Annotated in this window: 27 protein-coding genes and 1 tRNA gene; 12 read left to right on the top strand and 16 right to left on the bottom strand. The window is 63.1% G+C overall.

Features of this window, described 5'->3' with window-relative positions; genetic code table 11:
• Nucleotides 1-172: 172 nt before the first annotated feature.
• The 10 genes from omp10 to NKI08_RS05375 form a co-directional block, all read right to left on the bottom strand.
• Nucleotides 173-547 (bottom strand): outer membrane lipoprotein Omp10, encoded by a 375-nt coding sequence (gene omp10, locus NKI08_RS05420; protein ID WP_023720183.1) that lies wholly within the window; start codon nucleotides 545-547, stop codon nucleotides 173-175.
• A 187-nt stretch (nucleotides 548-734) separates the two neighbouring features.
• A complete protein-coding gene (locus NKI08_RS05415) occupies nucleotides 735-2,180 on the bottom strand; it encodes a homospermidine synthase (protein WP_352448220.1) in 1,446 nt (481 codons plus the stop codon).
• A gap of 122 nt (nucleotides 2,181-2,302) precedes the next feature.
• A complete protein-coding gene (locus NKI08_RS05410) occupies nucleotides 2,303-3,136 on the bottom strand; it encodes a hypothetical protein (RefSeq protein WP_352767658.1) in 834 nt (277 codons plus the stop codon).
• Nucleotides 3,133-3,540: a hypothetical protein gene (locus tag NKI08_RS05405; RefSeq protein WP_352767656.1), complete on the bottom strand. Its 408-nt coding sequence runs from the start codon at nucleotides 3,538-3,540 to the stop codon at nucleotides 3,133-3,135. The genes NKI08_RS05410 and NKI08_RS05405 overlap by 4 nt, the downstream gene beginning before the upstream one ends.
• Nucleotides 3,524-4,480, bottom strand: a complete 957-nt coding sequence (locus NKI08_RS05400) for a heme-dependent oxidative N-demethylase family protein (protein ID WP_352612883.1) — start codon at nucleotides 4,478-4,480, stop codon at nucleotides 3,524-3,526. The genes NKI08_RS05405 and NKI08_RS05400 overlap by 17 nt, the downstream gene beginning before the upstream one ends.
• The gene (locus tag NKI08_RS05395) at nucleotides 4,477-4,764 is read right to left on the bottom strand and encodes a YciI family protein (protein ID WP_352469536.1); all 288 of its coding nucleotides are present in this window, start codon (nucleotides 4,762-4,764) and stop codon (nucleotides 4,477-4,479) included. Before NKI08_RS05395 ends, NKI08_RS05400 begins: the two co-directional genes overlap by 4 nt.
• A 17-nt stretch (nucleotides 4,765-4,781) precedes the next feature.
• Complete coding sequence (locus tag NKI08_RS05390) at nucleotides 4,782-5,444, bottom strand: aminotransferase class IV family protein (protein WP_352539352.1); 663 nt, start codon at nucleotides 5,442-5,444, stop codon at nucleotides 4,782-4,784.
• Nucleotides 5,393-6,544, bottom strand: a complete 1,152-nt coding sequence (locus NKI08_RS05385; protein ID WP_352539351.1) for an aminodeoxychorismate synthase component I — start codon at nucleotides 6,542-6,544, stop codon at nucleotides 5,393-5,395. Before NKI08_RS05385 ends, NKI08_RS05390 begins: the two co-directional genes overlap by 52 nt.
• Before the next feature lie 157 nt (nucleotides 6,545-6,701).
• Nucleotides 6,702-7,499 carry a helix-hairpin-helix domain-containing protein gene (locus NKI08_RS05380; RefSeq protein ID WP_352767652.1) on the bottom strand — a complete coding sequence of 266 codons (798 nt, stop codon included), beginning with the start codon at nucleotides 7,497-7,499 and terminating at the stop codon, nucleotides 6,702-6,704.
• Nucleotides 7,500-7,889: 390 nt separating this feature from the next.
• Nucleotides 7,890-9,725, bottom strand: a complete 1,836-nt coding sequence (locus NKI08_RS05375; protein ID WP_352767650.1) for a M3 family oligoendopeptidase — start codon at nucleotides 9,723-9,725, stop codon at nucleotides 7,890-7,892.
• Between the two features lie 152 nt (nucleotides 9,726-9,877).
• Between NKI08_RS05375 and NKI08_RS05370 the strand changes: the two genes are divergently transcribed.
• The 3 genes from NKI08_RS05370 (at nucleotide 9,878) to NKI08_RS05360 (ending at nucleotide 13,823) form a co-directional block, all read left to right on the top strand.
• Nucleotides 9,878-11,455 (top strand): sigma-54-dependent transcriptional regulator, encoded by a 1,578-nt coding sequence (locus NKI08_RS05370; protein WP_352767648.1) that lies wholly within the window; start codon nucleotides 9,878-9,880, stop codon nucleotides 11,453-11,455.
• A 359-nt stretch (nucleotides 11,456-11,814) separates the two neighbouring features.
• The gene (gene mepK / locus NKI08_RS05365) at nucleotides 11,815-13,668 is read left to right on the top strand and encodes a peptidoglycan L,D-endopeptidase MepK (RefSeq protein ID WP_352767646.1); all 1,854 of its coding nucleotides are present in this window, start codon (nucleotides 11,815-11,817) and stop codon (nucleotides 13,666-13,668) included.
• Nucleotides 13,669-13,749: 81 nt separating this feature from the next.
• Nucleotides 13,750-13,823 (top strand) — tRNA-Gln (locus NKI08_RS05360).
• 43 nt (nucleotides 13,824-13,866) lie between these two features.
• On the opposite strand, the gene NKI08_RS05355 is transcribed toward NKI08_RS05360, so the two are convergent.
• Nucleotides 13,867-14,505: a 2-dehydro-3-deoxy-phosphogluconate aldolase gene (locus tag NKI08_RS05355; RefSeq protein ID WP_352469543.1), complete on the bottom strand. Its 639-nt coding sequence runs from the start codon at nucleotides 14,503-14,505 to the stop codon at nucleotides 13,867-13,869.
• Between the two features lie 168 nt (nucleotides 14,506-14,673).
• Here NKI08_RS05355 and trhO point away from each other — a divergent pair, with 168 nt between their 5' ends.
• The gene (trhO, locus tag NKI08_RS05350) at nucleotides 14,674-15,594 is read left to right on the top strand and encodes an oxygen-dependent tRNA uridine(34) hydroxylase TrhO (RefSeq protein ID WP_502899559.1); all 921 of its coding nucleotides are present in this window, start codon (nucleotides 14,674-14,676) and stop codon (nucleotides 15,592-15,594) included.
• A 22-nt stretch (nucleotides 15,595-15,616) separates the two neighbouring features.
• On the opposite strand, the gene NKI08_RS05345 is transcribed toward trhO, so the two are convergent.
• Nucleotides 15,617-15,976 (bottom strand): YybH family protein, encoded by a 360-nt coding sequence (locus tag NKI08_RS05345; RefSeq protein ID WP_352488763.1) that lies wholly within the window; start codon nucleotides 15,974-15,976, stop codon nucleotides 15,617-15,619.
• A 276-nt stretch (nucleotides 15,977-16,252) separates the two neighbouring features.
• Between NKI08_RS05345 and NKI08_RS05340 the strand changes: the two genes are divergently transcribed.
• From NKI08_RS05340 to NKI08_RS05325, 4 genes are all read left to right on the top strand, one after another.
• A complete protein-coding gene (locus NKI08_RS05340) occupies nucleotides 16,253-16,999 on the top strand; it encodes a tellurite resistance TerB family protein (RefSeq protein ID WP_352488764.1) in 747 nt (248 codons plus the stop codon).
• A 221-nt stretch (nucleotides 17,000-17,220) separates the two neighbouring features.
• Entirely contained in the window at nucleotides 17,221-17,976 is a 756-nt protein-coding gene (locus tag NKI08_RS05335) for an SDR family oxidoreductase (protein WP_352469547.1), read from the top strand.
• A 191-nt stretch (nucleotides 17,977-18,167) separates the two neighbouring features.
• The gene (locus NKI08_RS05330; protein ID WP_352488765.1) at nucleotides 18,168-18,620 is read left to right on the top strand and encodes a hypothetical protein; all 453 of its coding nucleotides are present in this window, start codon (nucleotides 18,168-18,170) and stop codon (nucleotides 18,618-18,620) included.
• Between the two features lie 25 nt (nucleotides 18,621-18,645).
• Nucleotides 18,646-18,951 (top strand): transposase, encoded by a 306-nt coding sequence (locus tag NKI08_RS05325; protein WP_352539341.1) that lies wholly within the window; start codon nucleotides 18,646-18,648, stop codon nucleotides 18,949-18,951.
• Here NKI08_RS05325 and NKI08_RS05320 read toward each other — a convergent pair.
• Nucleotides 18,948-19,328 (bottom strand): YciI family protein, encoded by a 381-nt coding sequence (locus tag NKI08_RS05320; RefSeq protein WP_352488768.1) that lies wholly within the window; start codon nucleotides 19,326-19,328, stop codon nucleotides 18,948-18,950. The two genes, NKI08_RS05325 and NKI08_RS05320, sit on opposite strands and share 4 nt — an antisense overlap.
• Nucleotides 19,329-19,350: 22 nt before the next feature.
• Complete coding sequence (locus tag NKI08_RS05315) at nucleotides 19,351-20,535, bottom strand: pyridoxal phosphate-dependent aminotransferase (protein ID WP_352488769.1); 1,185 nt, start codon at nucleotides 20,533-20,535, stop codon at nucleotides 19,351-19,353.
• 83 nt (nucleotides 20,536-20,618) lie between these two features.
• Here NKI08_RS05315 and NKI08_RS05310 point away from each other — a divergent pair, with 83 nt between their 5' ends.
• The 4 genes from NKI08_RS05310 (at nucleotide 20,619) to denD (ending at nucleotide 23,644) form a co-directional block, all read left to right on the top strand.
• Nucleotides 20,619-21,305, top strand: coding sequence for a GNAT family N-acetyltransferase (locus tag NKI08_RS05310; protein ID WP_352767640.1), 687 nt, complete (start codon nucleotides 20,619-20,621; stop codon nucleotides 21,303-21,305).
• Nucleotides 21,306-21,418: 113 nt separating this feature from the next.
• On the top strand, nucleotides 21,419-22,402 hold the full coding sequence (locus tag NKI08_RS05305) for a cation diffusion facilitator family transporter (RefSeq protein WP_352488771.1): 984 nt from the start codon (nucleotides 21,419-21,421) through the stop codon (nucleotides 22,400-22,402).
• A 62-nt stretch (nucleotides 22,403-22,464) separates the two neighbouring features.
• Nucleotides 22,465-22,671 carry a hypothetical protein gene (locus NKI08_RS05300; RefSeq protein ID WP_352448198.1) on the top strand — a complete coding sequence of 69 codons (207 nt, stop codon included), beginning with the start codon at nucleotides 22,465-22,467 and terminating at the stop codon, nucleotides 22,669-22,671.
• Nucleotide 22,672: 1 nt separating this feature from the next.
• The gene (denD, locus tag NKI08_RS05295; protein WP_352767637.1) at nucleotides 22,673-23,644 is read left to right on the top strand and encodes a D-erythronate dehydrogenase; all 972 of its coding nucleotides are present in this window, start codon (nucleotides 22,673-22,675) and stop codon (nucleotides 23,642-23,644) included.
• A 29-nt stretch (nucleotides 23,645-23,673) separates the two neighbouring features.
• Here denD and NKI08_RS05290 read toward each other — a convergent pair whose 3' ends face one another.
• Nucleotides 23,674-24,819 carry a nickel/cobalt transporter gene (locus NKI08_RS05290; RefSeq protein WP_352539487.1) on the bottom strand — a complete coding sequence of 382 codons (1,146 nt, stop codon included), beginning with the start codon at nucleotides 24,817-24,819 and terminating at the stop codon, nucleotides 23,674-23,676.
• The gene (locus NKI08_RS05285) at nucleotides 24,816-25,484 is read right to left on the bottom strand and encodes a DUF1007 family protein (protein ID WP_352469555.1); all 669 of its coding nucleotides are present in this window, start codon (nucleotides 25,482-25,484) and stop codon (nucleotides 24,816-24,818) included. Before NKI08_RS05285 ends, NKI08_RS05290 begins: the two co-directional genes overlap by 4 nt.
• Nucleotides 25,485-25,514 lie beyond the last annotated feature (30 nt).

The following is a 25,514-nucleotide window of genomic DNA, read 5'->3' as shown; positions in this document are numbered from 1 at the left end:
ACCAGAGGCGTTTAACGCTCTTGTTTGACTGGGATGTAACAGCCCTCTTGGGCTATGTTCACATCGCGTTTCAGTCGATGCAAGCGGAAATCGGCATCAGCTTTGCCGGCGTAAAAAGAAGACGGCGGCTTGAAGCCGCCGCCCTTGTGCAAAGTAAATTCGGAATCGAATTTCAGGTGCGCCTGGTCAGCACAAAATTCTGCCCGCTCGCGCTGGTGCAATTGAGCTGGCTGGTGGAGACCATCAGGCAGTTGAAGCTGATCGGCGTCTGGCGGATCAGCGACGTGCCATGGATCTCGACCGAGGTGCCGCCGGTCATGGTGTAGCTGCCATCGGCAAGCTTCTGGCCGGTGTCGGTTGCGACGGTCGCGAAGCTGCCGCCCTTGAAGGTCGACAAGCCCGTGCCCTGCGCGTCGATCCAGGAGCCTTCAACCCCCTTGGCCGTGATCACCGGCGGCTCGCCTGGGCCGGTTGTCGTGCAGGCCGCCAACGCGACCGTAGCGGCCGCGGCAATGCCAGCCGAAAGCAGTCTTTGCGCAATCGTCATCTTCAAGATCCTCTCCTCTCGCATCGGCCCGAAAATCGATCCGATTTTCGGAAAGCACGATGCGCACATTCAAAGTGCTAGAGCGTACTTTGTGCGTCCAAATGGACGCACGTGGCTCTAGGCCGCCCCTCTTCAATCGCCCGATTTCCGGGCGATTGCAAGCTGGCCGAGTGTCGAGGCAACGCTGCTATCGAACGAGGATGTTGCGGAATTGCCACGGGTCTTTGGTATCGAGATCCTCGGGAAACAGACCAGGCCGATTGTCGAGCGGTGTCCAGTCGGTATAATAGCTCCTGACCGGCCCGAGATAGGGGCCCTGCACGTCGAGGCAGCGCTTGTAATCCATCTCGTCGGCCTCGACGATGCCGGCCTCGGGATTTTCCAGCGCCCAGACCATGCCGGCCAGCACCGCCGACGTGACCTGCATGCCGGTGGCGTTCTGATAGGGCGCCAGCTTGCGCGCCTCGGCCAGCGACAGCTGCGAGCCGTACCAGTAGGCGTTCTTGGCGTGGCCGTAGAGCAGCACGCCGAGTTCGTCGACGCCATCGACCAGTTCATTTTCGTCGAGCACGTGATGCACGGGCTGAGCCTTGCCGGCGACACCGAACATCTCGTGCAGCGACAGCACTGCGTCGTTGCAGGGATGATAGGCGTAATGGCAGGTCGGCCGGTATTGCACCTTGCCCTTCTTGCCGCGCAGCGTGAAAAAATCGGCGATCGAGATCGCTTCGTTGTGTGTCACCAGGAAACCGTATTGCGGGCCGGGCGTCGGACACCATGTGCGCACGCGTGTATTGGCGCCGGGCTGCTCCAGATAGATCGCGGCCTTCGAACCGTTCTTGTGGCTTTTGGCGTTCTTCGGCATCCACGCCTCATGCGTGCCCCAGCCGAGCTCGGCCGGCTGCAGCCCTTCCGAAATGAAGCCTTCGACCGACCAGGTGTTCCAGAACACGTTCATCGGCTTGGGCTTCTTGGTGCGCTGGGTGTCGCGCTCGGCGATATGGATGCCCTTGACGCCGGCCTTCTTCATCAGCCTGGCCCAGCCTTCGCGATCGTGCTGCGCGGGTTCCGAGAAGTCGAGGCCAAGATCTGTGGCGAGATTGACCAGTGCCTGCTTGACGAACCACGAGACCATGCCCGGATTGGCGCCGCAGCACGAGATCGCCGTGGTGCCGCCCGGGTTCTTCGCGATTTCAGTACGTACGGTCTCGCGCAGCGCATAGTTGGTGCGTGAGGCGTTGTCGGCCTTCTCGTCGAAATAAAAGCCGAGCCAGGGTTCGACCACCGTGTCGATATAGAGGACGCCAAGCTTGCGGCAGAGCTTCATCAGCTCAAGCGAGGAAGTGTCGACCGACAGGTTGACGCAAAAGCCCTGGCCGCCGCCATTGGTCAAAAGTGGTGTCAGCAGCTTCTTGTAGTTCTTTTTGGTCACCGCATCCTGCATGAAAGTGATGCCGCGCTCGTCGAGCAATTTACGGTCGGTGTCGCGCGGGTCGATGACCGTCATGCGCGACTTGTCGAATTTGAAATGGCGCTCGATCAGCGGCAGCGTTCCCCGTCCGATCGAGCCGAAGCCGATCATCACTACAGGGCCGGTGATCTCACCGTAAACGGGCCAGTTTTCATTCGCCATTTATCGATTACTCCCTCAAAAAACGCTTCGGAACAGCGGCTTGGCCGCGGCGCGACAAACCATAGATCATTGTCACAATAAAGCGAAAAGCGGACGGCCGGCCTCACGCCGCGCCATCCCGGCTACGGCTCGACTAGTCTTGCGAATGCAGGCTTGAAGAGGTCACGTGCCTCGGAGACCGGCAGTTCCAGCAGATCGTCGGCGCAGGCCTGGATGGCATGCGGCAGGGTCTGGAGCCCGAAAACCAGAACCTGCTTGTCGCCCTCACGCCAGAGGCTGACCGCTAGATATTCGCCGATGAGATCGTCAATGCCGCATTCGGCTTCGTGATCGATATCGGTCTGATCGATCGGTTTCTTGCGCCGCTGCTTGACGAAGGAGGCCAGGGAAGGACCGGGCTTGCCATCCACCGTATCCGAGAAAATGTCCTGAAGGCCAAGCAGGACGCCGCGCCGCAGATCCATGATGTAGGCGTCCGAATAGTTGGTCGGATGCGCTCCGCCGCAGAAGATGCTGCCGGACTCCCGCCAGCTCATCAGCCGCGGAGTCAGCGACGTCACTTCGAATGTGCTGTCCTCATAGCCGCCGAGCGTGCCGCCGTTCATACCGTCAATTGGCCCGCCGTCGTTGAAACCGGCATATTGCGCCGCCACGCAGCCCAGTGCGCCGATGTTTGCGCGCCAGTGCCTCTCTTGCAGCAGAGCATTCGCGGCCTCGATCGGAACGTCGCCGGACAGTTCGACAATGCGCGGCGTGGCAAACCTGGTGCGGGGGTCGACGACATAGCGGTAGGTTGCGTCCGGCCAACCAGTCGTCTTGCCGTTATCGAGCTGAGTGTCCATCCGCAGATAGTCATAAGGGGACGTTTCCATAGTGAGCGGCGTGTCATTGGCGAAGAACTTCATGAAGCTGAAATCGTAGAGATCGAGCGGGGTGCCGGGCTCGTTCCCGGTCACTTGCCGACTTGCGACCCGTTCCAATCTGAGCGGCAGCGCCTTCTTTCCGTTCCAGCTGCCTTCAAGGGTCTTGCCGTTACTGGATGAGGCCAGGCGCCACACAGCGGCAATCGGCGCGGCCTTTCCGTCATCGCAATTGTCGGCGCCGCATGCCTCCTCCTCGGCCAGTTCGAACTTGCTCCCCTTTGAGACCGGGCCTGCAGCGGGATGTCAACGCCCTTCGAGCGGTAGAAATAGCGGCCGGCCAGCGGGCCGCCGGGCGCCGCGGGGTCGCCGTTGAATTCGACGACGATATCGGCCTTTCCAAGCTTGCCGGCATAAGTCACCGGCTCCGCCCCGGCTGCTGTCGACAGCAGCAGGATCGCGGCCATGAACGTGACCGGCCTGCTAAGATGCTGGATCATTGTTCCCCCCAGCGATCATTTTCAGTGTTTCCACCAGCCGGTCACGGTCGGCGGTCATCCCCTTGTAGTCGAGTTGTGCCTCGTCCAGCGCCAGAAGTTGTTCGGCCAAGGACGCCGCGAGCGCCGCGCGGTCGGGGTGGCGTTCCAGCACGGCGAGCGGGTCGAGATGGATGCGGATGGTGAAGAGTACGTCGCCCGAAACGGGGAGCTTTCTCAGCGTCTGCCGCTCGACGCGGATAAAGGCATGGGCGTCGATGTCGCCATCCGGGAATCTCGACGGGCGACTGCTGGCGCGGTCGATGCGTTCGAGGTTGGAGAGCGGGTGGTAGAGTGCGTCGCCCGCCTGGATCGACCAGTTGTAGCGCTCGACGGCTTGGCCCTGGAGGCCGTCGAACATGCGGTTGATGAGATCGGCCGGGCGTGTGCCCGGGCCGAAACCCGGTACCGGCGCGTGGATCTGCTGCAGCGGCTTGCCGAATTTTTCGATCAGCGACCATGACGACGGGAAGCAGAGCGAGCCGGCCGCCAGACGCCAGCCGCTCTCGTCGCGACGCATCAGGATCAAATCCTCCTGGACGAGCAACGAGGCCGCGACAAGCGGCGCATCGCTGAAAGAAGCTGAGGTGCCTGAGCCCTCGAGATTGTCGATGCCGCCGATCACCTCGATCGCATTGTCGGTACGCCTGTGGGTCTCAGGAAAGTTCGCCGCCAGATGCGCACCGAGCAGATCGAGCACTTCGCGCTGAGCGTCGCGCGTTGTTTGCTCCTCGACAAAAACCTTGCCGGGAATTTCCGCATAAAGCCGGCGTTTCTCGGCAAGATAGGGCAGCAGATATTCGTCGACCTCGATCCAGCTATCGAGATTGAGCGGCTTCAGCCCGATGGTGAACAGTTTCGACGAGCCGTCATAGGGTGTGTGGGTCGGCGGGCGGAAGCTCATGCCTCTTTGTAGGCTTCCAGTGCGGCGGCGGCCATTCTCGCCGTGAATTCGGTGATTTCGTAATCGGCGGCACCTGCCTTGGCGAAGGGATCGTCCGCCAGTCTGGCTTCGAGCACTTCGCGTGGACCACGCGCGATGATGATGCCGCCGGTCCTTGGCCGCTTTGGCCCGGAGGCGACAAAGATACCTTGCGCATAGCAGGCCTTCAGCCACTCGACATGCGCTTGCTGCAGGCGGTCGATCTCGGTCAGCGGCACCTTGTAGTTCAGCGAAACCACGAACATTGTTGTCTCCAGATGCTTCAGCCCAGCCGCGCCGGGATCAATCCGCGCAGCGAGTTGCCGACGAACAGCGCCTTGGCCGATTTCAGTTCGTTCCACGTGTAGACCGCTTCACCGGCGCGGCCTTGATCCAGCAGTTCGCCGCGCAGGACGCCAGGCAGCAGGCCGCAATCGAGCCGCGGCGTGGCCAGCACGCCGTCGCCGAAATCGGCAAAGACATTAGTGATCGTGCCCTCGCAGATTTCGCCGCGCTCATTGGCGAGCAGCACCTCGTCGGCGCGCCCGGCGAGATATTCGGCGCGCGCGCGCGTATAGGTTTGTCGGCGGCTGGTCTTGTGGCGCAGCAGCATATCGCTCGAATCAAGCCGCACGCGCGCCAGCTGCAGGGTCCAGACCTTGTCTGCGGCGAGCGGCTCGTAGGGCTGCACCGACACCGCCATTTCGCCCTTGCGCGACAGGACGAGGCGGGTGCGCAACGCGATCTGTTGGTGGCCGACCGCATTCATCAGCGCTTCGCCGACCCTTGTCGGATCGCAGGCGAAACCGAGTTCGCTTGCCGAGCCGTAAAGCCGCGCGAGATGGCGGTCGAAACGGAGGAAACCCGAGCCGGGTTCCCAGCGCATTGTTTCGATCAGTTCGAAATCGGCAGTGTTCCTGTCGCGAAACGGGCTTTCAGCAGACACTCCTGGTACTCCTCTTCGGCTGTCGAATCGAAGACGACGCCACCGCCGACATTGTAGACCGCCTCGCCATTGGCAAAGAGCGAGATGGTGCGGATCGCCACCGAAAAGCGCATCCGGCCCCCGGGCGCGATCCAGCCTATGGCGCCGCAATAGACATCGCGCGGGCCACTTTCCAGCTCGCGCAGGATCTCCATGGCGCGGATCTTCGGTGCGCCGGTAATCGAGCCGCAGGGGAACAGCGCGGCGAAAATCTGATGGATGGCGAGGCCGGGCAAGAGTTTCGCCCGCACGCGGCTCACCATCTGGTGGACGGTCGGGTAGCTCTCGATGCGGAAAAGCTCCGGCACATCGAGCGTGCCAACCTCGCTGATCAGTGAGATGTCGTTGCGCAGGAGATCGACGATCATCCGGTTCTCGGCCTGGTTCTTCTCGTCGTTGCGCAAGAACGCTTTCAGGCGATCGTCCTCGGCTTTTGTTGCGCCGCGCGGCGCGGTGCCCTTCATCGGATGCGTCTCGATCATGCCTTCCGCGTCCACCTCGAAGAACAGTTCGGGCGAACGCGACAAGACGATCGGATCGCCGAGCGCGACCAGCGCCCCATACTTCACCGGCTGGCGTTCGGTCAGCGCGTTGAAGGCGACCAGCGGGTCGCCCGACCACTGCGCATGGACCGGAAAGGTCAGATTGCCCTGGTAGCAGTCGCCCTTGCGGATGTGGTCATGCAGCCTGGCAAAGCGTTTGGCGTAGTCGTCCGAAGACCAGGCTGCCTTGGCGTCGAAGATTGGGCCGTTGCTGGCCGGCGGATCGCCTGGCGCGACCGTCTGCTCGACCGGCGCATCGAACACGCCGAGGCAAAAAAGCGGGGCGCGGCGGCCGGCCGGCAGCAGCGGAACGAGCTTGGGTTCGAGCAGGTAACCGGCCTCGTAGGAGAAATAACCGGCCAGCCATTTGCCGCCGTCATGTGCAGCCTGCGCGGCTTCCAGCGCCGGTAAAAAATCCGCCTCGCCATGCGCTGCGATTATCTCGGCCGGCCGGTCGAAAACGAGCTGCCGCGCGGTCTCGTCGTTCCTGAAAATTGCAAACGGCAGGGGCAGGGACATAAGGCTCGGATGCTGCGGTCACCAGCGATCGATCTATATGGGGGCTCGACCGTGCGCAATCGAGGGAACGGCGTCTCAAGACGCAAAGGCGCGGCGGGCAAAAACAAAAGCGGCGCCCGAGAGCGCCGCCTTGTTCCCGATGCCGCCTTGCGATGGATCAGGTGTTGCTGGCTTCTCCCGCGGTCGGGAAGCGGCGCGCAAATTCCTTTTCGTCGCCGGCGGCAAGCAGTTTCGCCTGCTCGATCCAGCGTTCACGTTCGATGCGGCCGTCGAAATTCAACGTCGCCTCGATCCGCTTGACATCGTCGGGTGTCCAGGCGGCGATCTGGGCATAGGTCGTGACCCCAAGCCCTTTGAGCAGCCGCTCGTTGGTGGGGCCGATGCCGATCAGGCGACGCAGGTCGTTGGCTTTGCCTGGGGCAATAGCTGTTGCCTTGCCGGTCGCGGCTTTCTTTGCCGCCGGCGCGGCCTTGCTTGCCGCCGGCGCAGCCTTGCTTGCCGTCGGCGCGGCGCTCGCTTTCGATGCAGGCGGTTTCGGCGTTGCCGTTTTCGCGGCACTTGCGCGTGGCGCGGTCGCGGCCTTCGCCGTTGCAGATTTCTTCGGCGCCGGTTTGGCTGGTGCGGATGTCGAAAGCAGGGTTGACGGCGCCCGCATCGCCGCCTTGGTCGCACCGGCATTGGCGGCTGGCGCCTTGGCTGTTGCCGCCTTCGCGGTTGGCGCCTGGGTGGTTTTCGCCTCGCCCAGCCGGCGTTCGAGATCGGCGCGGGCGCGGCCGCATGCATCCAACTCACCGGTCAGACGGTCGCTATCGGCCCGCAATCTGTCGCGTTCGCTGCGCGTGCGGTCTAGATCGCCGCGCAAACTGTCGAGTTCGCCACGCAGGCGTCCCCAAATGAACCAGCCAACCAACACACCTACCAGGAACGCCAGGAGCATGTAGAAAAAAGTGCCCATTGTCTTTCTCTCTCCAGTCCGATCCGTCCGCCCTGGCCTGTAGAGCCATGACCTCGGCGAAGGACCATTCGATGGTGGTTCCGCAATTTGCAGAACAGCCGGCTTCGATCGAGCTGTCGGCGACCGGTTTGCCCCTGGCCAACAACCGTTGTCGCATCCGCCGACACGCCATGGCCGGTCGGGATTTTCCGACCGGATCCATTCGTGCCCGGCTGAGCTTGAGGGCGGACGCTATCATACAGCTTACGGGAATCTAACGGAAAACTTCCATGGAAAGTTATTTAAGAACAAATAACCAAGACAAGAATAGACCATCGCCAATATGCGTTGCTGCTAAACTGTTCTGGAAAACCCGGTCATCCGGTGTTGCGCATCGCCCAGTGTTGCGCATCACTTGTCCAGTGTTTCCAGCTCGTCGATCAGTCCGCTGATCACGCCAAGCCCGATCTGCCAGAAGGCAGGGTCGGCCGCGTCGAGGCCGAACGGCGCTAGAAGCTCGGAATGATGCTTGGTGCCGCCGGCGCGCAGCATGGCAAAATATTTCTCCTGAAAGCCGCGCTCGGCGTTCTGGTAGACCGCGTAGAGCGAGTTCACCAGGCAATCGCCGAATGCGTAGGCATAGACGTAGAAAGGCGAGTGGATGAAGTGCGGGATATAGGTCCAGAAAACCTCGTACCCTTCGCGCAGCTTGATCGCCGGCCCGAGGCTTTCCGCCTGCACTTCCAACCAGAACTGGCCGAGCTTGTCGGAGGTCAGTTCGCCGCTCCTGCGCTCGGCATGCACCTTGCGCTCGAACTCGTAGAAGGCGATCTGGCGCACGACCGTGTTGATCATGTCCTCGACCTTCTGGGCGAGCATGGCCTTGCGTTCGCGCTTGTCGGTGGTCTGCTCGAGCAGCGAGCGGAAGGTCAGCATTTCGCCAAACACCGATGCGGTTTCGGCCAGCGTCAGCGGCGTCGATGCCATCAGGGCGCCCTGGCCGCCGGCCAGCACCTGGTGCACGCCGTGGCCGAGTTCGTGCGCCAGCGTCATCACATCGCGCGGCTTGCCCATGTAGTTGAGCAGCACATAGGGATGCGCCGAAGGCACGGTCGGATGGGCGAAGGCGCCAGGCGACTTGCCGGGTCTCACCGGTGCATCGATCCAGTTGCGGTCGAAGAAAGTTCTGGCGATCTCCGCCATGTCGGGCGAAAAGCGCTGGTAGGCGGAAAGCACGGTGTTCTTGGCCTCGTCCCAGCCGATGACCGCCTGTGGGGTCTCGGGCAATGGCGCATTGCGGTCCCAGTGGTTCATCACCTCCATGCCGAGCCAGCGCGCCTTCATCGCGTAATAGCGATGCGACAGGCGTGGATAGGCGTCGCGAACCGCGGCGGCGAGCGCATCCACCACGCTGCGTTCGACGCGGTTGGCGAGATGGCGGGAATCGGCAATGTCCTCGAAGCCGCGCCAGCGGTCGGAGATCTCCTTGTCCTTGGCCAGCGTGTTGGTGACCAGTGTAAAGACGCGCAGATTCTTGCGGAAGGTCGTGGCCAGCGCCTCGGACGCCCGGCGGCGCACCTCGCCGTCGGCGTCCTGCAGGCGATTGAGCGCCGGCTCAAGCGTCAACTCCTCGCCGTCGACGTCGAAACGCAAATCGGTCATCGTCTCGTCGAACAGGCGGTTCCAGGCCCCGCGCCCGGTGATCGATTTTTCATGGAAGAGCTGCTCGATGCGGTCTTCGAGCTGGAAGGGCTTGTCCTTGCGCAGATCGAGCACCCAGGGCCGGTAATGGGCGAAGGCCGGATCGGCGGCGAGTGCGTTTTCGATCGCACCATCGTCAATGAGATTCAGCTCGAGCGCGAAAAACAGCAGGTGCGCGCTGGCATCGGTCATCTTTTCCTGGATGTCGCCATAGAGCTTGGCGCGCTGCGGATCCGACGTGTTGCCGGCATAGACAAGCCCGGCATAGGAGACGATGCGGCCGATCAGCTCCTCCAGCGCTTCATAGGCCTGAAGCGCCTCGCCAAGCCTGCCGGCGCCGCCACGCCCGGCCTCGGCGGCGAGCGTGCCTTTCCAACGGCTCTCGAAAACGATGGCATTGGTGGCGGCCTTGGCGATGTCGCGCTTCAACTCAGGCGCCTCCATGCCCGAATAGAGATCGGCCAGATTCCATTCCGGCAGGTCGCCAAGCTCCGCCACGCCCTGACCGGGCGCCGCCGCCAGCTTTCGAGCAAAAACCATGCGCATTGCCGATCCTTCCAGACACAAAAATTCGAGGAAACGAGAAGCCGGTCAAATCCTAAGGAATTCATTCACCGGGTTTTTTGAAAGCTTATTTAGAACCCTGTGCCAAGATGATCCATAGGGCGCATTCTCGGGCGGGCACGGTCGGATCAGTCATGGCAGCTTCCATACTCATAGTCGATGACGATCCCGTGCAGCGCAGGCTGCTCGAGGCGGCGGTGACGAAATTCGGCCACACCGCGATCGTCGCCGATGGGGGCGAGGCCGGTCTCGATCTCGTCGACGGGCCCAATGCGCGCGACGTGTCGGTGGTCATCCTCGACCTGATGATGCCGGGCCTCGATGGCATCGGCGTGCTGAAGGCGATGCGCGAGCGCGGCATCCACATTCCCGTCATCGTGCAGACCGCGCAGGGCGGCATCGAAACCGTCGTTTCGGCAATGCGTCACGGCGCCTTCGATTTCGTCGTCAAGCCGGCCTCTCCCGACAGGCTGCAGGCGTCGATCGGCAACGCCCTCAAGGTCGAAGCGCTCGAAGGCGAAGTGAAGCGCTCGTCACGGCAGCGCGGCGGCCATCTGACGTTCAAGGACATGATCACCCACAGTCCGGCGATGGATCGGGTGATCCGGCTCGGCAGCAAGGCGGCGGCGTCCAACATTCCGATCCTGATCGAAGGTGAATCCGGCGTCGGCAAGGAACTGGTGGCGCGCGCCATCCAGGGCAGCGGCGACCGCCGCTCGAAACCCTTCGTCACCGTCAATTGCGGCGCCATCCCCGACAATCTGGTCGAATCGATCCTGTTCGGGCACGAGAAGGGCTCGTTCACCGGCGCCACCGAAAAACATACCGGCAAGTTCGTCGAAGCGCACACCGGCACGCTGTTCCTTGACGAGATCGGCGACCTGCCGCTCGACGTGCAGGTCAAGCTGTTGCGCGCCGTACAGGACGGCGAGGTCGATCCGGTTGGCGGGCGCTCGACCGTCAGGGTCGACATCAGGCTGATCTCGGCAACCCATCGCAACCTGCTGCAGCAGGTCAAGGACGGCAAGTTCCGCGAGGACCTGTTCTATCGGCTGAACGTCTATCCGATCTTCGTGCCGCCATTGCGCGACCGTCGCGACGACATCCCCTATCTGGTCGAGCACTTCATGGAGAAGGTGGCGCCCGCCGATCCGCGCCACCGCCTGCGAGGCATCTCGGCTGCGGCGCTTGCCATGCTGCAGGCCTATGACTGGCCGGGCAACATAAGGCAGCTCGAAAACGCCGTCTTCCGGGCCTCGGTGCTCGCCGACGGCGACATGCTGACCGAAGAAGAATTCCCGCAGATCCGGGCGCAAGTCGAGGGCACGGTCAATCTCGATCCGGGTATCGCCTTGCCAGCTCCAGGGTGGCCAGCTTCAGGGGGGCCAACTCCAGGGTGGCCAGCTTCCGGAGTGGCTTCGGGCAGCCAGCCGCGCGACAACATATCGGCCGCTGGCGGCATCGCAGCCGCCGACGCCGATGCCCCAGCCAAGCCTCGTTTCGGCACGCTGCGGGCGCTCGACGAGCGCGGCAATGTGCGTGCGCTGGCCGACGTCGAACTCGAAATGATCAAGCTCGCCATCGATCACTATAACGGCCAGATGAGCGAAGTCGCCCGCCGCCTCGGCATCGGCCGGTCGACGCTCTACCGCAAGCTCAAGGAATACGGCATCGACCCGGAAACCGGCCGCGTCGAACGGCTCGCTTCCTGAGTCACAGGGCCAAGCCGGTTCTCATCCGGACATCATTCCACGCAACTGCGCCTCGAAATGATGTGTTCGCCACAGTGTTCACGTATTAAGGCGGACGGTAACAGATCGTGTTTCGAGCTGGCGCCAAAAGATGATCTAAACCAGCGGTTTACCAAGATATCCTGCGCAATATTTTTGGCGGGATATCGCCACCGTGTTACCGCATTTCGGCTTCAATAAGCGACGATTAACCATTAGGATCGATATTCGGATGCACACACCACGCATCCGTTTGGTCAAATCCGGGGACAAAACGGCAGCCTGCAAGGCCTTTTGATTTGAACAGAATCGAACGACACGAAAACGGGCGGCATTATCACATGAGCGTCTGGCCGAGATGGCTGGCAGCGGTGATTGTTGCCGTCGGGTTCCTTGCAGCGGCGGCAACCGTCGCCAGCGCCGAGACACGTTCGCTGAAGCTCTATCATCTCCACACGCATGAAAAGGCGGAGATCGTCTACAAGCGTAATGGCCGCTACGACCAGGCGGGCTTGCGAAAGATCAACATCATCCTGCGCGACTGGCGCCGCAACGAGCCGACCAAGATGGATCCGCGCCTGCTGGACCTGGTCTGGGAAGCGTATCGGGAGAGCGGCGCCACCGATTACATCCAGGTCGTCTGCGGCTATCGTTCGCCGGCCACGAATTCGATGCTGCGCAGCCGCAGCAGGGGCGTCGCCGAGAAGAGCCAGCACATGCTCGGCAGGGCGATGGATTTCTACATTCCCGGTGTCCCATTGAAGAAGCTGCGTGACATCGGCCTCAGGATGCAGGGCGGCGGCGTCGGCTACTACCCCAGTTCCGGCTCGCCCTTCGTGCATATGGATGTCGGCAATGTGCGCCACTGGCCCGGCATCAGCCGCCAGGAACTGGCGCGCGTGTTCCCCAACGGCAAGACGCTGCATGTGCCGAGCGACGGCAAGCCGCTGCCTGGTTATCAACAGGCGCTCGCCTCCTACAAGGCCCGCAAGGGCGCCGGTGCGCCGGCCATCGAACTGGCCAGCGCAAGCGGCGGCGGCAAGAAATCCCGCGGGTTCCTGGCAGCCTTGTTCGGCGGTGGCGACGACGAGGCGGACGACAGCGCCGACGTGGCGATGGCCGAGCCGGCGCCAAAGCCCCGTAACGTGAAGCCGGCGCCGTCCGCCAAGAGCAGCAACCTGCCTGGCATTGCCATCGTCGCACCTCAGGATGCCAAGCGCGCCGAGATTCCGGAAGTCGCCGATGCTCCGGCGCCTGCGCCTGAACCGGAGGATGACACGCCGGAGACGATCATCGCGGCATTGCCGGCGCGCAGCATTCCGCTGCCGGATTTTGCTCCGCGCCCGAAGACGGACGTCGGCGCCCAGCCGCCTGAGAACGTTCCGTTCGGCGTGGCGGATGCGGCTGGATCGACTGAACAGGCGGTGGCGACCGCGCAAGCGCCGGCAAGCGTGGCGCCGGCAAATGTTCCGTTCGGCATAGCAGACCCGTCTGCCGCGGCCGGCCCGGTGCAGGTCTCGGCAAACAACATTCCCGTGCCGAGCTGGCGGCCCGATCATTCGCTGCCGGCCGATCTTTCGCCGGCTAGTCTTGCGCCGCAGGACAAGCAAGTGTTGCTGGCGCTGGCGAGTGCGGCCGAGCGGAGCAACACCGCCACCGACGCATTCTCGGTATTGCCGTCGGCGCGGCCAGACAGTTCCCAGCCCGACGAGGTCAAGGCCGTTCTGGAAAGGGTCAGCGCGACCGACGAATACAAGGTCGCGTCGCTTTCCGAGCAAGCATCGGTGTTCGAGGAACCGGCGAGCGACGACGGGGCATCGAGCGACGAGGCATCGCCGCGCGAGGCCATCGTTGCCCGCCCGGCCGGCTCCGATCCGGCCGCCGTCATCGGTGCAGGCGTGAAGACCACACGCAAGGAACCCAGGGCCACCGCCCGCGACCTGAAGCCCGGCCCCAAGCCGGTGGTGGTCGCCGCCGCGCCGCAGGCCGCTCGGTGGGCGCTGCACAGCGGTGAGTATGTCGCAACTGTTTCAGATGCGACAACGGCGCCGCGCTACGCCTACGACTTCGTCCGTACGGCACCGAGCGAGGTCTATACGATAGGCTTCCAGCCGGGCAACGAGATGGCCGACGCAAACCGGTTCACCGGCAAAGCCGTCAAGTTCATGTCGGTTGCCCGCTTCAAGACCGAGTAGGCCGCGCTGGGCACCTCGCGCGGCCTCCACCGCCGGCACTGGCTTCCTTCATCCAGGGATGCTAACCACTGGTCGGCATTCTCCCGCTTCGTCTAATGGTAGGACAGCGCCCTTTGAAGGCGTGAATCGTGGTTCGAGCCCATGAGCGGGAACCAGCCCGGCGAACCAGATCGGCGGCGGCTTTTGATGCAGAAGATGCTAGCGCCCGAGCTTGCTTGCCGCGCGCGCCAAGGCTTCGATCTCGTCCCATTTGCCGGCCTTGACCAGATCGTCCGGCGCCACCCAGGAACCGCCGACGCAGATGACGTTGGGCAGGCTGAGGTAGTCGGCGGCATTCTTGCCGGTGATACCGCCGGTCGGGCAGAATTTCACGTCGGCAAGCGGCGAGGCGAAAGCCTTGAGCGAAGCGATGCCGCCCGACTGTTCGGCCGGGAAGAATTTCAGAAAGCGCAGGCCGGCTTCGCGGGCGGCCATGACCTCTCCCGGCGTGATGGCGCCGGGCAGCAACGGCACGTCGCTGTCCTTGGCTGCCGCGAGAAGCTCGCGGGTGATGCCGGGGCTGACGATGAACTTCGAACCGGCGGCCGCCGCCTCGCCGAACTGCCGGGCGTCCAGGATGGTGCCGGCGCCGACGACGGCGTCTTCAACCTCGCCCGCCACCCGGCGGATCGCCTCCAGCGCGTCGGCGGTGCGCAGCGTGATCTCGATCGCCGGCAGGCCGCCGCGGGCCAGCGCCCGGGCCAGCGGCACCGCGTCGGCGGGATTGGCGATCTTCAGCACCGGTATGACCGGCTGGCCGTTGAGGAGCGACAGGAGCTTTTCGGTCGTGCTGGGCATTCGTCGTCTCTCCTCTGTTGATCAAGTCGACCGGTTAGCAGAAGGCGGTTTTTCTGTCCACGAAACGCGGCGTGTCGCGATGTCACGCGTGGTGTTCGAAACCTCCGCGATCAGACCGCACCCGGCTCTGCCTTGATCCGGCTGCCGTGAGCGTCTAGTGGCTTGGTGATGACACTGCCCAGCCAAGCCTTCCGCGTTGCCGCGCTTTACCGCTTCGCCCGGCTCGACACCTTCGAGGCGCTGCGCGCGCCGCTCGCCGCCTTCTGCTGCGCACGCGGCATCAAAGGCACGCTGCTGTTGGCGCGTGAGGGCATCAACGCCACGGTCGCCGGCAGTGAAACGGCAATCGCCGCGCTCATCGATCATCTCGAATCCATCGACGGTCTCGCCGGCCTCGAGATCAAATACAGCAGCGCCGCAACGATGCCGTTCCACCGCATGAAGGTGCGGTTGAAGCGCGAGATCGTCACCATGGGCGTGGAGAATATCGATCCGGCGGCAGGTGCAGGCACCTATGTCGCGCCGGCCGACTGGAATGCACTGATCTCGGATACGGGCACCATCGTCATCGACACGCGCAATGCCTACGAGGTGTCGCTCGGCACCTTCAAGGGCGCTGTCGATCCCGCCACCAACAGCTTCCGCGAATTCCCGGCCTGGGTCGAGCAGCATCGGCACGAGCTCGACGGGCGCAAGGTCGCCATGTTCTGCACCGGCGGCATTCGCTGCGAGAAAGCGACAGCCTATGTGAAGTCGCTCGGTTTGGAGGATGTGTTCCACCTCAAGGGCGGCATTCTGAAATATCTCGAGGACGTGCCCGCCGAACAGAGCCTCTGGCAAGGCGAATGCTTCGTCTTCGACGAGCGCGTTTCGGTATCGCACGGGCTGGTCGAAGGCGAGGCCGAACTCTGCCGCGCCTGCCGGCATCCGCTAGCCGCGGAAGACCGGCTGTCGCCGCAATATGCCACCGGCGTTTCATGCCCGCATTGCTTCGATGCCCGCTCGGACGAAGATCGCGCCCGCTACGCCGAGCGCCAGCGCCAGGTCGAGCTGGCGCAAGCGCGCGGCGACCGCCACATCGGAAGTTAGCTTCACGTTAAGCAACTTCACGTCAAGCAACAGAGAAACGATCGATGACCCACAGCCATGTCCCGTCGTTCTGCCGGCGCGCCACCTCGGTGGTGATGGTGCCATCGGGAAGCCGGGTCGAGGTGAGCGCCAGGTCGCCACTGACGACAGCCGGGCGCTGATCTCCGGACTGAAATTTTCGGCCGGTTGCGGTGATCTCCGCGAACAGCGCCCGGATGGCTTCGCGGCCGAACGTCAGGTGTCCGCCACCGCTGTCGATGACTGCATGCGGCTCGAAAAGCGCGGCCATGCCGTCAATGTCTCCGACCCATTGCCGCGAAATCAGCAGGCGCTCCAGTTCCTGGGGGTCGCGTGCCGGCTGGCGGTCTGTCTCATCGGTCATGCCAGGCTCCTCTCAAGCGACATGCCGCGACATTACTCGAAGTCGAAGCTGGTTTCGACACGTCCGATGTCCACAGCGTCGCGCGTTTTTTGACGCGGAAGGAGGCTGCAGCACTGTAATTTCCGCGTGAAATCCAAGCAGATGTCGGTGCGAGGTCATGCGTGGCAGCGGGCAAAAGGACGCGCCGCGTCATTGTAATGTCAAACTGCGGGACCTAGGTCTTCGACGTGCAAACCTGCCCGCGCACCTTCGGCCGGGCCAATTCTGGAGGCATTGATGTTCGATCCCAAGAAGCTCCTCGACGATCTGCTCGGCTCGCAAGTTCCCGGCACCGGATCGACTGTCCGCGACAAGGCGGGGCAGGCGGTGCAGATGGCCAAGGACAATCCGCTTGCCGCCGGCGCGCTGGCCGCGGTGCTGCTCGGAACCGGCCCAGGCCGCCAGGTCACCGGTGCGGCGGTGAAGCTTGGTGGGTTGGCTGCGATCGGCGGCCTCGCCTACAAGGCCTACCAGAACTACAAGAACGGCAACGCGCCGGCCGAGACGCAAGCTGCAGGCGAACCGGAATTGCTGCCGCCGCCGGCCGATACCGCCTTCCATCCGTCGCAAGCGCCGCAGGGCGAAGACGAATTCACGCTGACGCTGGTCAGGGCGATGATCTCGGCGGCGAAGGCCGACGGTCACGTCGATGACGAAGAGCGGCAGAAGATCGCCGGCAAGCTCAGCCTCGCCGGCGTCGGCGCCGAAGCGGAGAAATTCCTGATGTCGGAACTGGAGGCGCCGCTCGATCTGGATGTGCTGATCGCCGGGGCCAAGACCGATGCGCAAAAGCTGGAACTCTACACCGCCTCGCGTCTTGCCATCGATCCGGACACGCGGGCCGAACGCGGCTATCTCGACCTGCTTGCCGGCCGTCTCGGCCTGCCGGATGCGCTGGTCGACCATGTCGAGGCGACGGTGACGGCGGCGAAGGTGCCGGCAGCGGGCAGCACGGCCAAGCCGGTCGCAGGCTCGCGCTGGTAGCTCGAAGAGGAAGCCTCGGAGCTCGGCGCCGTTGGCGTTAGCTTCTCGTTAATCCGGTGAGCGCATGATTTCAGTCAGTCGGATCGGTTTTCCTCCTCCCATGCCCGGTTCGGATCAGGGGCGGTCGCCAACGGCCGCCCTTTTTGTGAGCACAGGCTTTGGGCCGGCTTGCCATGGTTCCCGTCATTTGCGATGCCTCATCCCTTTCAGGGAGTACAGCCATGACCGACTATAAAACCGCCATCGTCACCGGCGCCGGCACGGGCATCGGCAAAAGCGTCGCCACGGCGCTGCTCAAGGCCGGCTGGAATACGGTCTTCTGCGGTCGCCGCAAGCCGGTGCTGGAGGATGCGATCGCCGCGGCCGGGCCGACGCAGGCCAAGGCATTGGCCTTCGCCTGCGACATCAGCAAGGCCGATCAGGTCGACGATCTGTTCGAGACGGTGGCTGCGGCTTTCGGGCGCGTCGACCTGCTCTTCAACAATGCCGGCACGAGCTACAAATCGACATTGATCGACGACATCCCGGTCGACGTGTGGAACGACATCGTCGGGGTCAATCTCACCGGCTCGTTCCTGTGTGCTCGCGCCGCGTTCGGCGCCATGCGCAGGCAGCAGCCGATGGGCGGCCGCATCATCAACAACGGCTCGGTATCGGCCTATGCGCCACGGCCGGGCTCGGTGCCCTATACGGCGACCAAGCACGCCATCACCGGGCTGACCAGGACGCTGGCGCTGGACGGCAGGCCCTTCGACATTGCTTGCGGCCAGATCGACATCGGCAACGCGCTGACCGACATGGCGCAGGCGATGACGGTCGGCGTGCCGCAAGCCAACGGCACCATTGCCGCCGAAGCGGTGATGGATGTCGAGCGCGTCGCCGATGCCGTCCTCCATATGGCCAGCCTGCCGCTCGACGCGAACGTGCTGTTCATGACCGTGATGGCGACGAAGATGCCGTTTGTCGGGCGAGGGTAGGCAACCGGTCCAGGTTGTATACATGTCGTTGTCCCAAAACCGCTGCGCACTTTGGGCGACATGCACTAGACTAGGCCGTAAACTCATAAATGCGGAATGACCGGGATAGGTGGAAAGCGGGCTTGGGATTTGTGGAAAGCGGTCATGGCACATGTCATGCTAGAACTGCAGTCATTGAGAATGGTTCATGCATGAATTGGGAACAGATAGCATCGGATTTCGCTTGGGACGGCTCCTGGCGAGACATCTACGTTCTGAACACGTCTGAGGCAGATTGGCAGGTCGTCTGGGACATCCTCCTCGAATGGACCCCGCCTGCTAGTTTCAGTGTCTCCGGCAAGATCGAGTCGATGCCATTGGGCGTCGAAGCGGCCCTGGAAAGCGAAACAGGCAGCTTACTGTCTTTCTACGTCGGGCCAATCCAGCTTGCATGTCACTTCTTCAGCGCTGTCGAAATTGAGTTCGACTTCGATCCAAGGCAAGTCAGCGGAAAAACCGAGGTTGAGAAGCTTGACCGCTTTATGCGATTGCTCGGTGACGCTACTGGGAAGCAGATAATTCTCACGCAGGAACATGATCAAGAGGCTATCATCGCCCGCTACTCTCCCGATCTTGAGAGTGTGGTCTGGACGTCACTTTCATAGCCAAATGTCTGCCTCCGCAGCGGACTTGATCAAAGATTTGCCTGAAAGTGCGATGCTGCTCGCCGACAAGGGCTACGATGCCAACGCATTGCGCACTGCCATCACCGACCAGAACACTTGGGCCAATATCCCCCAAAGCCTATCGCAAGGCCCCGATCTGCTTCAGCCCTTCCTATACAAAGCCCGTAACCTGATCGAGCGCTTCTTCAACAAAGCCAAACAGTTCCGTCGCATCGCGACGCGCTACGACAAGCTGGCTGAGAACTTTCTTGCCGCCCTAAAACTCGTCGCAATCCGCATCTGGCCACGTAGCTATGAGTCTACGTCCTAGGGCTGGGTGACCGGAAGCGGCACGCCGGGTAAATATAGCGAAATCGGGCGGATTTCGTAGACGGCGGTCGGATTGACACGGCGAAGGTCGCGCGCAATGTCGATGGCGGCGTCACGGTTGGCGCAGTCGACGACATAGAGCCCCAGCAATTGTTCCTTGGTCTCGGCGAAGGGGCCGTCGATAACCATTCCGGTGCCTGGCCCGCGCAAGGTGCAGGCGTCTTGTGTCGCGCCGAGCCGGGCCGCCGGCCCAAGGGTGCCTTGGCGGTAGAGCCGATCGTTGATCTGGAGAAGATCGGTCATCAGCGCCGCATCCTGCTCAGGCGTCAGTGCCGTAATCGCTTCTTCCTCGTGATAGGCAAGAATGGCATAGAACATGTGGCTTCTCCTATCGTCGTCCTCACTTCGCCAGGAACGCCTCGATCCGCTCCAGCGCGCGCAGGATGTTCTCCTCGGAATTGGCGTAGGACAGCCTGACATAGCCTTCGCCGAGAATGCCGAAATCGGGGCCGCCGATCAGCGCCACGCCGGCATCCTCGAGCAGCGCCGAGGCGAGCTTCTTGGCCTTCCAGCCGGTCTTGGAAACATTGGGGAAGGCATAGAAGGCGCCTTTCGGCGTAATGCAGGAAACGCCGGGCAAGGCATTCAACCCCTCGACCACGACCTTCCTGCGGCGGTCGAAGGCGCGCATCATCTTGTCGACGTCGTCCTGCGGGCCGTCGATGGCGGCTATGCCGGCATACTGGCTCGGCGCGTTGACGCAGGACCAGCAATTGACCGCCAGCTTGCGCACCTTGTCGTAGAGATGCGCGCCCTTGTCGCCATTCGGCCAGATCGACCAGCCCATGCGCCAACCGGTCATCGCCCAGGTCTTCGACCAGCCGTTGAGCACGATCAGCCGGTCGCGGATTTCGGGGAAGGCGAGCAGCGAGCAGTGCGTCTCGCCGTCATAGGTCATCACGTCGTAGATCTCGTCGGAGAGGATGGCGACGTCCGGGTGCGCTTGCAGCCCCCTGACCAGCTTTTCGATCTCGGCGCGAGGCGTGACGCCGCCGGTCGGATTGGCGGGCGAGTTGAGGATCAGCAGCCTGGTCTTCGGGGTGATCAGCGCCAAGGTCTCCGCAGCCGAAAAGGCAAAGCCGTTCTCCTCGCGCATCGGCACCGGGATGGGGGCAGCACCGGTGAACTCGATCATCGAGCGGTAGATCGGAAAGCCGGGATCGGGATAGAGAATTTCGGCGCCCGGCTCGCCGAACATCAGGATGGCCGCGAACATGGTCGGCTTGCCGCCGGGCAGGATCATCACCGCTTCCGGCGAGACTTCGACGCCGGTGGTGGCCAGCGTGCGGCGTACCACCGCTTCGCGCGTCGCCAGCAGTCCGTTGGCCGGCGTATAGCCGTGATGGCCATCGCGTAGCGCCTTGATCGCGGCCTCGACGATGTGCTGCGGCGTCTTGAAGTCGGGCTGGCCGATGCCGAGATTGACAATGTCGCGGCCCTGGTGGGCAAGTGCCGTGGCACGCGCCAGCACCGCGAACGCATTCTCCTCGCCGAGGCGGTCGAAGGCCGAAATCGTGTGGAGCATTTTTCCCGTCCGTGTGGTTCTTTCAGCGAGCGTGCGTTTTTGTGAGCGTCCGCCCGCAAAAGTCAAACGGATTGGAGTTTTCGGTGTCGGAAAATCTCAAGAATTGGCAACCGCGCCCGCGGGCCGAACGCAAGGTGCTGGAGGGGCGAACTGTCAGGCTGGAGCCGCTCAACGCCGAAAAGCACGGCGACGGCCTGTTTGAGGCCTCGTCGGTGGCCGATGTCGACGGCCGCTTCGCCTGGCTGCCAGACTACCCGCCGGAGAGCCGTGCCGCCTTCCAGCCGTGGCTGGACAAGGCAGAAGCCAGCGAAGACCCGCTGTTCTTCACGGTCATCGACAAGGCCAGCGGCAAGGTCGCCGGGCGCCAGACGCTGATGCGCATCGACGCCGCCTACGGCGTCATCGAGATCGGCAACATCTATTGGGGCCCGCTGATCTCGCGAAAGCCGGCGGCGACGGAAGCGCAGTTCCTGTTCATGAAGTATGTCTTCGACGAGCTTGGCTACCGCCGCTACGAATGGAAATGCAACAATCGCAACGAGCCGTCGAAGCGCGCGGCGGAACGTTTCGGCTTCAAGTTCGAGGGCATTTTCCGTCAGCATCTTGTGGTCAAGGGCGAAAACCGCGATACCGCGTGGTATTCGATCATCGACAAGGAATGGCCTGATCTGCGCAGAGCCTATGAGGCGTGGCTCGATCCGGCCAATTTCGACAGCGATGGCCAGCAGAAGCGGCGGCTCGAGGATTTTCGCGCCGAGTTCGGCGCCTGACCATGCTCCCGAAAAGTGGTATCCGGTTTTCGGAAAAGATCATGGTCAAATAAAAGATAGAGCCTCCATCCCGATTCTGCCGGGTTGGATCAGGCTCTAGCAGGAGCTCATAGATGGCGCATACCCACGACCATGCTGCGCAGGGCCACGACCACAGTCACGGTGCCGGGCATGTGCATGGCTCGACCGACAAAAAGCGCGTGCTGATCGCGGCCTGCCTGACCGCCGGCTTCATGGTCGTCGAAGCGCTTGGCGGTCTCTTGACGGGATCGCTGGCGCTGCTGGCGGATGCCGGCCACATGCTTGCCGATTGCATTGCGCTCGGCCTTGCCTGGTATGCCTTTCACCTTGCGAGCCGGCCGGCAACCGTGCGCCTCACCTATGGTTTCGGCCGGGTCAAGACACTGGTCGCCTATACCAACGGCATCGCCATCTTCGCCATTGCGCTGTGGATCGTCTACGAGGCCTGGGGGCGTTTGCTGACGCCTGAGCCCGTGCTCGGCGGGCCGATGCTGGTCGTTGCCATCGCCGGCCTTGCGATCAATATCGGCTCTTTCTTCGTGCTGCATGGCGGCGACCGCGGCAGCCTGAATATGCGCGGCGCCATCCTGCACGTGCTCGGCGACCTGCTCGGCTCGGCAGCGGCAATCGTCGCGGCGCTGGTGATCCTGGCGACGGGCTGGACGCCCATCGATCCGATCCTGTCGATCCTGGTCTCGCTGCTGATCCTGTCCACGGCCTGGTCGCTGATGCGCGAGGCAGCCCACGTCCTGCTCGAAGGCGTGCCGGCAAGCCTCGACCGCGACCTGATCGCCAGGGACATCGAGGCGACAATCAAGGGCGTGCGCGAGGTGCATCACATGCATGTCTGGTCGATCGACGGTTCCAGCAACATGGCGACGTTGCATGCCTGCCTCAATGACGGCGTCGACGCGCATATGGCGGTAAGCGCGATCAAGAAGCGGCTTGCGGCGGAACATGGCATAGCCCATGCCACGGTCGAACCGGAATTCGGCCGATGTGCCGACAGCCATGAGCATGATGACGAGCACGATCACGCGCATGATGCGGCACCGCACCGCGGCCATTATCACTGACTTCGGGAGTTCTGGGCATTGGCAACGATCGACATGAACTCTCGCCACCCTGGCGCCGCGTGATGGACCGCGACACCCGCAATGCGGCGATCGGCGCCGCCTGGGTTTTGCTGCTGTTCGGCATCGCAGCCTATTATCTTCCAACAGTGATGCTGGCGGTCGGCAAGGTCTCGACGGTGCTTGCCGGTGTCGTCGCGGCGATCTTCATGGTGGCAATCTTCGTCGTGTTCTGGCTGCGTAGCCGCAGCCAGCGCAAAAAGGGAAAGTGACATGCGCATTCTGATTACCGGCGCGGCAGGCATGGTCGGCCGCAAACTCATCGCCAGGTTGGCCAAGGACGGGACGCTCGGCGGCCGCAAGATCGCCGCGCTCGATCTTCACGATATCGTGCCGCCGCAAGCGCCGGTGCTCGAAGGTGTCAGCATTACCCTCCACACCGGCGACCTTGCCGCACCGGGAGCGACCGCAAATCTGGTCGCGCCGCGCCCCGGCGTGATCTTTCATCTCGCCGGCGTGGTGTCGGGCGAGGCGGAGGCCAATTTCGATCTCGGCTACCGCGTCAATCTCGACGGCACCAGGGCGCTGTTCGATGCCATCCGCTTGGCCGCCTATACGCCACGCGTCGTCTTCACCTCGTCGATCGCCGTGTTCGGCGCACCGTTTCCCGACATCATTCCGGACGAGTTCCACCCGACGCCGCTGACCTCCTACGGCACGCAGAAGCTGATCGGCGAGGCGCTGCTTGCCGACTATACGCGCCGCGGTTTCTTCGACGGCATCGGCATCAGGCTGCCGACCATCTGCGTCAGGCCGGGAAAGCCGAACAAGGCGGCCTCAGGGTTCTTCTCCGGTATCATCCGCGAGCCGCTGAGCGGCCATGAAGCGATCCTGCCGGTGCCGCGCTCAGTCGTCCACACACACGCCAGCCCGCGTTCGGCGGTGAATTTCCTGATCCATGCGGCTCAGATCGACGGCAGTGCCGTCGGCCCGCGCCGCAACCTGACGATGCCGGGCGTCGCCGTCAGCGTCGGCGAACAGATCGAAGCGCTGGAACGTGTCGCCGGCGCCAAGGCGGTGAAACTGATCCGCGAGGAGCCCGACGAGACGATCTGGGCGATCGTCAAGGGCTGGCCGACGCGCTTCGAGGCGCGGCGCTCGAGGGAGCTTGGCTTTGCCGCCGAAACGAGCTTCGACGAGATCATCCGCGTCCATATCGAGGACGAGTTGAGGCAATATCCCTAGTTAAAGCGCCCCGATCGGACGCAACGAGGTCAGGCGCCAGTCAGGCTGGCCGAAAGCAGCAGCAGGCCGAACAGGAAGACGAAGGCGGCGCCGCCGATCTCGACGAAGGAATGGATACGGTTGCCCATGCGGCCGTCGCCGGCGAAATACACCGCCCAGTTCTTGGCGGTCACCGCAAGCGTCGCCAGGGCCGAGACGGTGATTGCGGTGCCGAGCGCCATGGCCAGCACCGAAAGGATGCCGCCGAACCACAGCCCATTCAGCAAGGCGAAGCTCAGCACGATCAGCGCGCCGGAACAGGGGCGGATGCCGACGGCGGCCACCGCCGACCAGGCCGTGCGCCAATCGAAGCGATCACCGGAAAGCAGCGCCGGGTCGGGGGCATGCGAGTGTCCGCAGGTCTCGCAGACCTCGCCCGCCGCATGGCTGTGGTGATCGTGCGCAGCATGGGCGTGGTCGTGGGCGCCGTGGTCATGCGCATGATCGTGGTGGTCATGCGCATCAAGCGCGTGGGAATGTGCCGCATGGGCATGCGCGGAATGTGAATGGCCGGCATGTGAATGGCCGGCATGGGCAGCCGAGAGGCTGTAGCCCGGATTTGCGCCGAACAGGCGAAGGATGGCCGGGCCGGCCTTGCGCCACAGCAGCCAGGCGCCGAACAGAGTGACGAAGACATAGCTCATGATTTCAAGGAACCATGCGGCGTCTGTCATCGAGACGGCAGTGCCGCGCAGCAAGAAATAGGCGACCAGCATCACCACGATCGCGGTCAGCGCCTGCAGCAGGGCCGAGACGAAGGACAGCATGATGCCGCGCCGGAGCGCCACTTCATTGGCCACCATGTAGGAAGAGATCACCGCCTTGCCGTGACCGGGGCCGGCGGCGTGGAAAATGCCATAGGCAAAGGACAGGCCGATGAGCAGCCACAACTTGCTGCCGTCCTGGCGCATCGCCTTCATCGCGCCGGCAAGCGCATGATAGAATTCCTGCTGGCGCAGATTGATCCACATCAGGATGTGGGCGAACGGGCCGGTGGCGGTTGGAGCCATGCCGTCATTGGTGCCGATGCCGAGTGAACTCTGGGCGTGGGCGGAGCCGAGAAAGTGCGTCATCACAAAGGCGGCGGCCAGAAGACCGAATGCCAAACGCAGGGACGGTTTGGTCACTGGATCTATCCTTCCGGCTGACAGGTCAGTTCAAGCTTGGTGGCAAAGATCTTGCTCATGTCGGTGCCTGTCGGATCGTTGAAGAAGGCCTCGGTCAGGGTCTTCTGGTTCTGGGCGATCGCCTCGTCCGGGTTCGGGCGGACAACCTTGCTGGTGCAGGTCGGCGGCAACCCATCGACCTGCAGATTGGCATCCTCGGTGAAATCGATCGCGGTGTAGAAGGTCGGGTCGTAGACGCCGATATCTATCTTGCCGCTCAGTTTGATCGGTACCTTCGGTTCAGATTCAAACAGGATGATCAACTGGTCATTGTCGAAATTGGCCATCAAATGCGGCGGCGGGGTCATTGCCACGTCCTTGCCGTCGACGGTGACGAGCTGGAAATAGTTGAATTCGGCAAGCGAGGCATGGACGGTGTCGGCGACATCCTTCAGCTCCTTGTCGTCGAGTTTCAGGTCGGAATTCTTGTCGAACTCCATCATCACCGTGCTCGAAAACAAATCGTCGAAGCGCCAGACATGACGCAATGCCTTCACAGTTTGGTGATCCGGGCCGAGGACCACTTCGAGGCGGGCTTCGGCGAAGACGTGGGGATGCACCTCAGCCGGTCCGACGGCGGCAAACGTCGCGGTCAAGGCCGAAGCCAGCATGATTGCTTGCCGTTTCAGGTGCATTCTCGGTCGCGATTCAATCGGCTTCGGTGA

The organism is Mesorhizobium sp. M0768 (assembly GCF_040320195.1).
Lineage (GTDB): Bacteria > Pseudomonadota > Alphaproteobacteria > Rhizobiales > Rhizobiaceae > Mesorhizobium.
The sequence above is the reverse complement of the archived record's forward strand: the minus strand, read 5'-3'. Positions and strand labels throughout refer to the sequence as shown.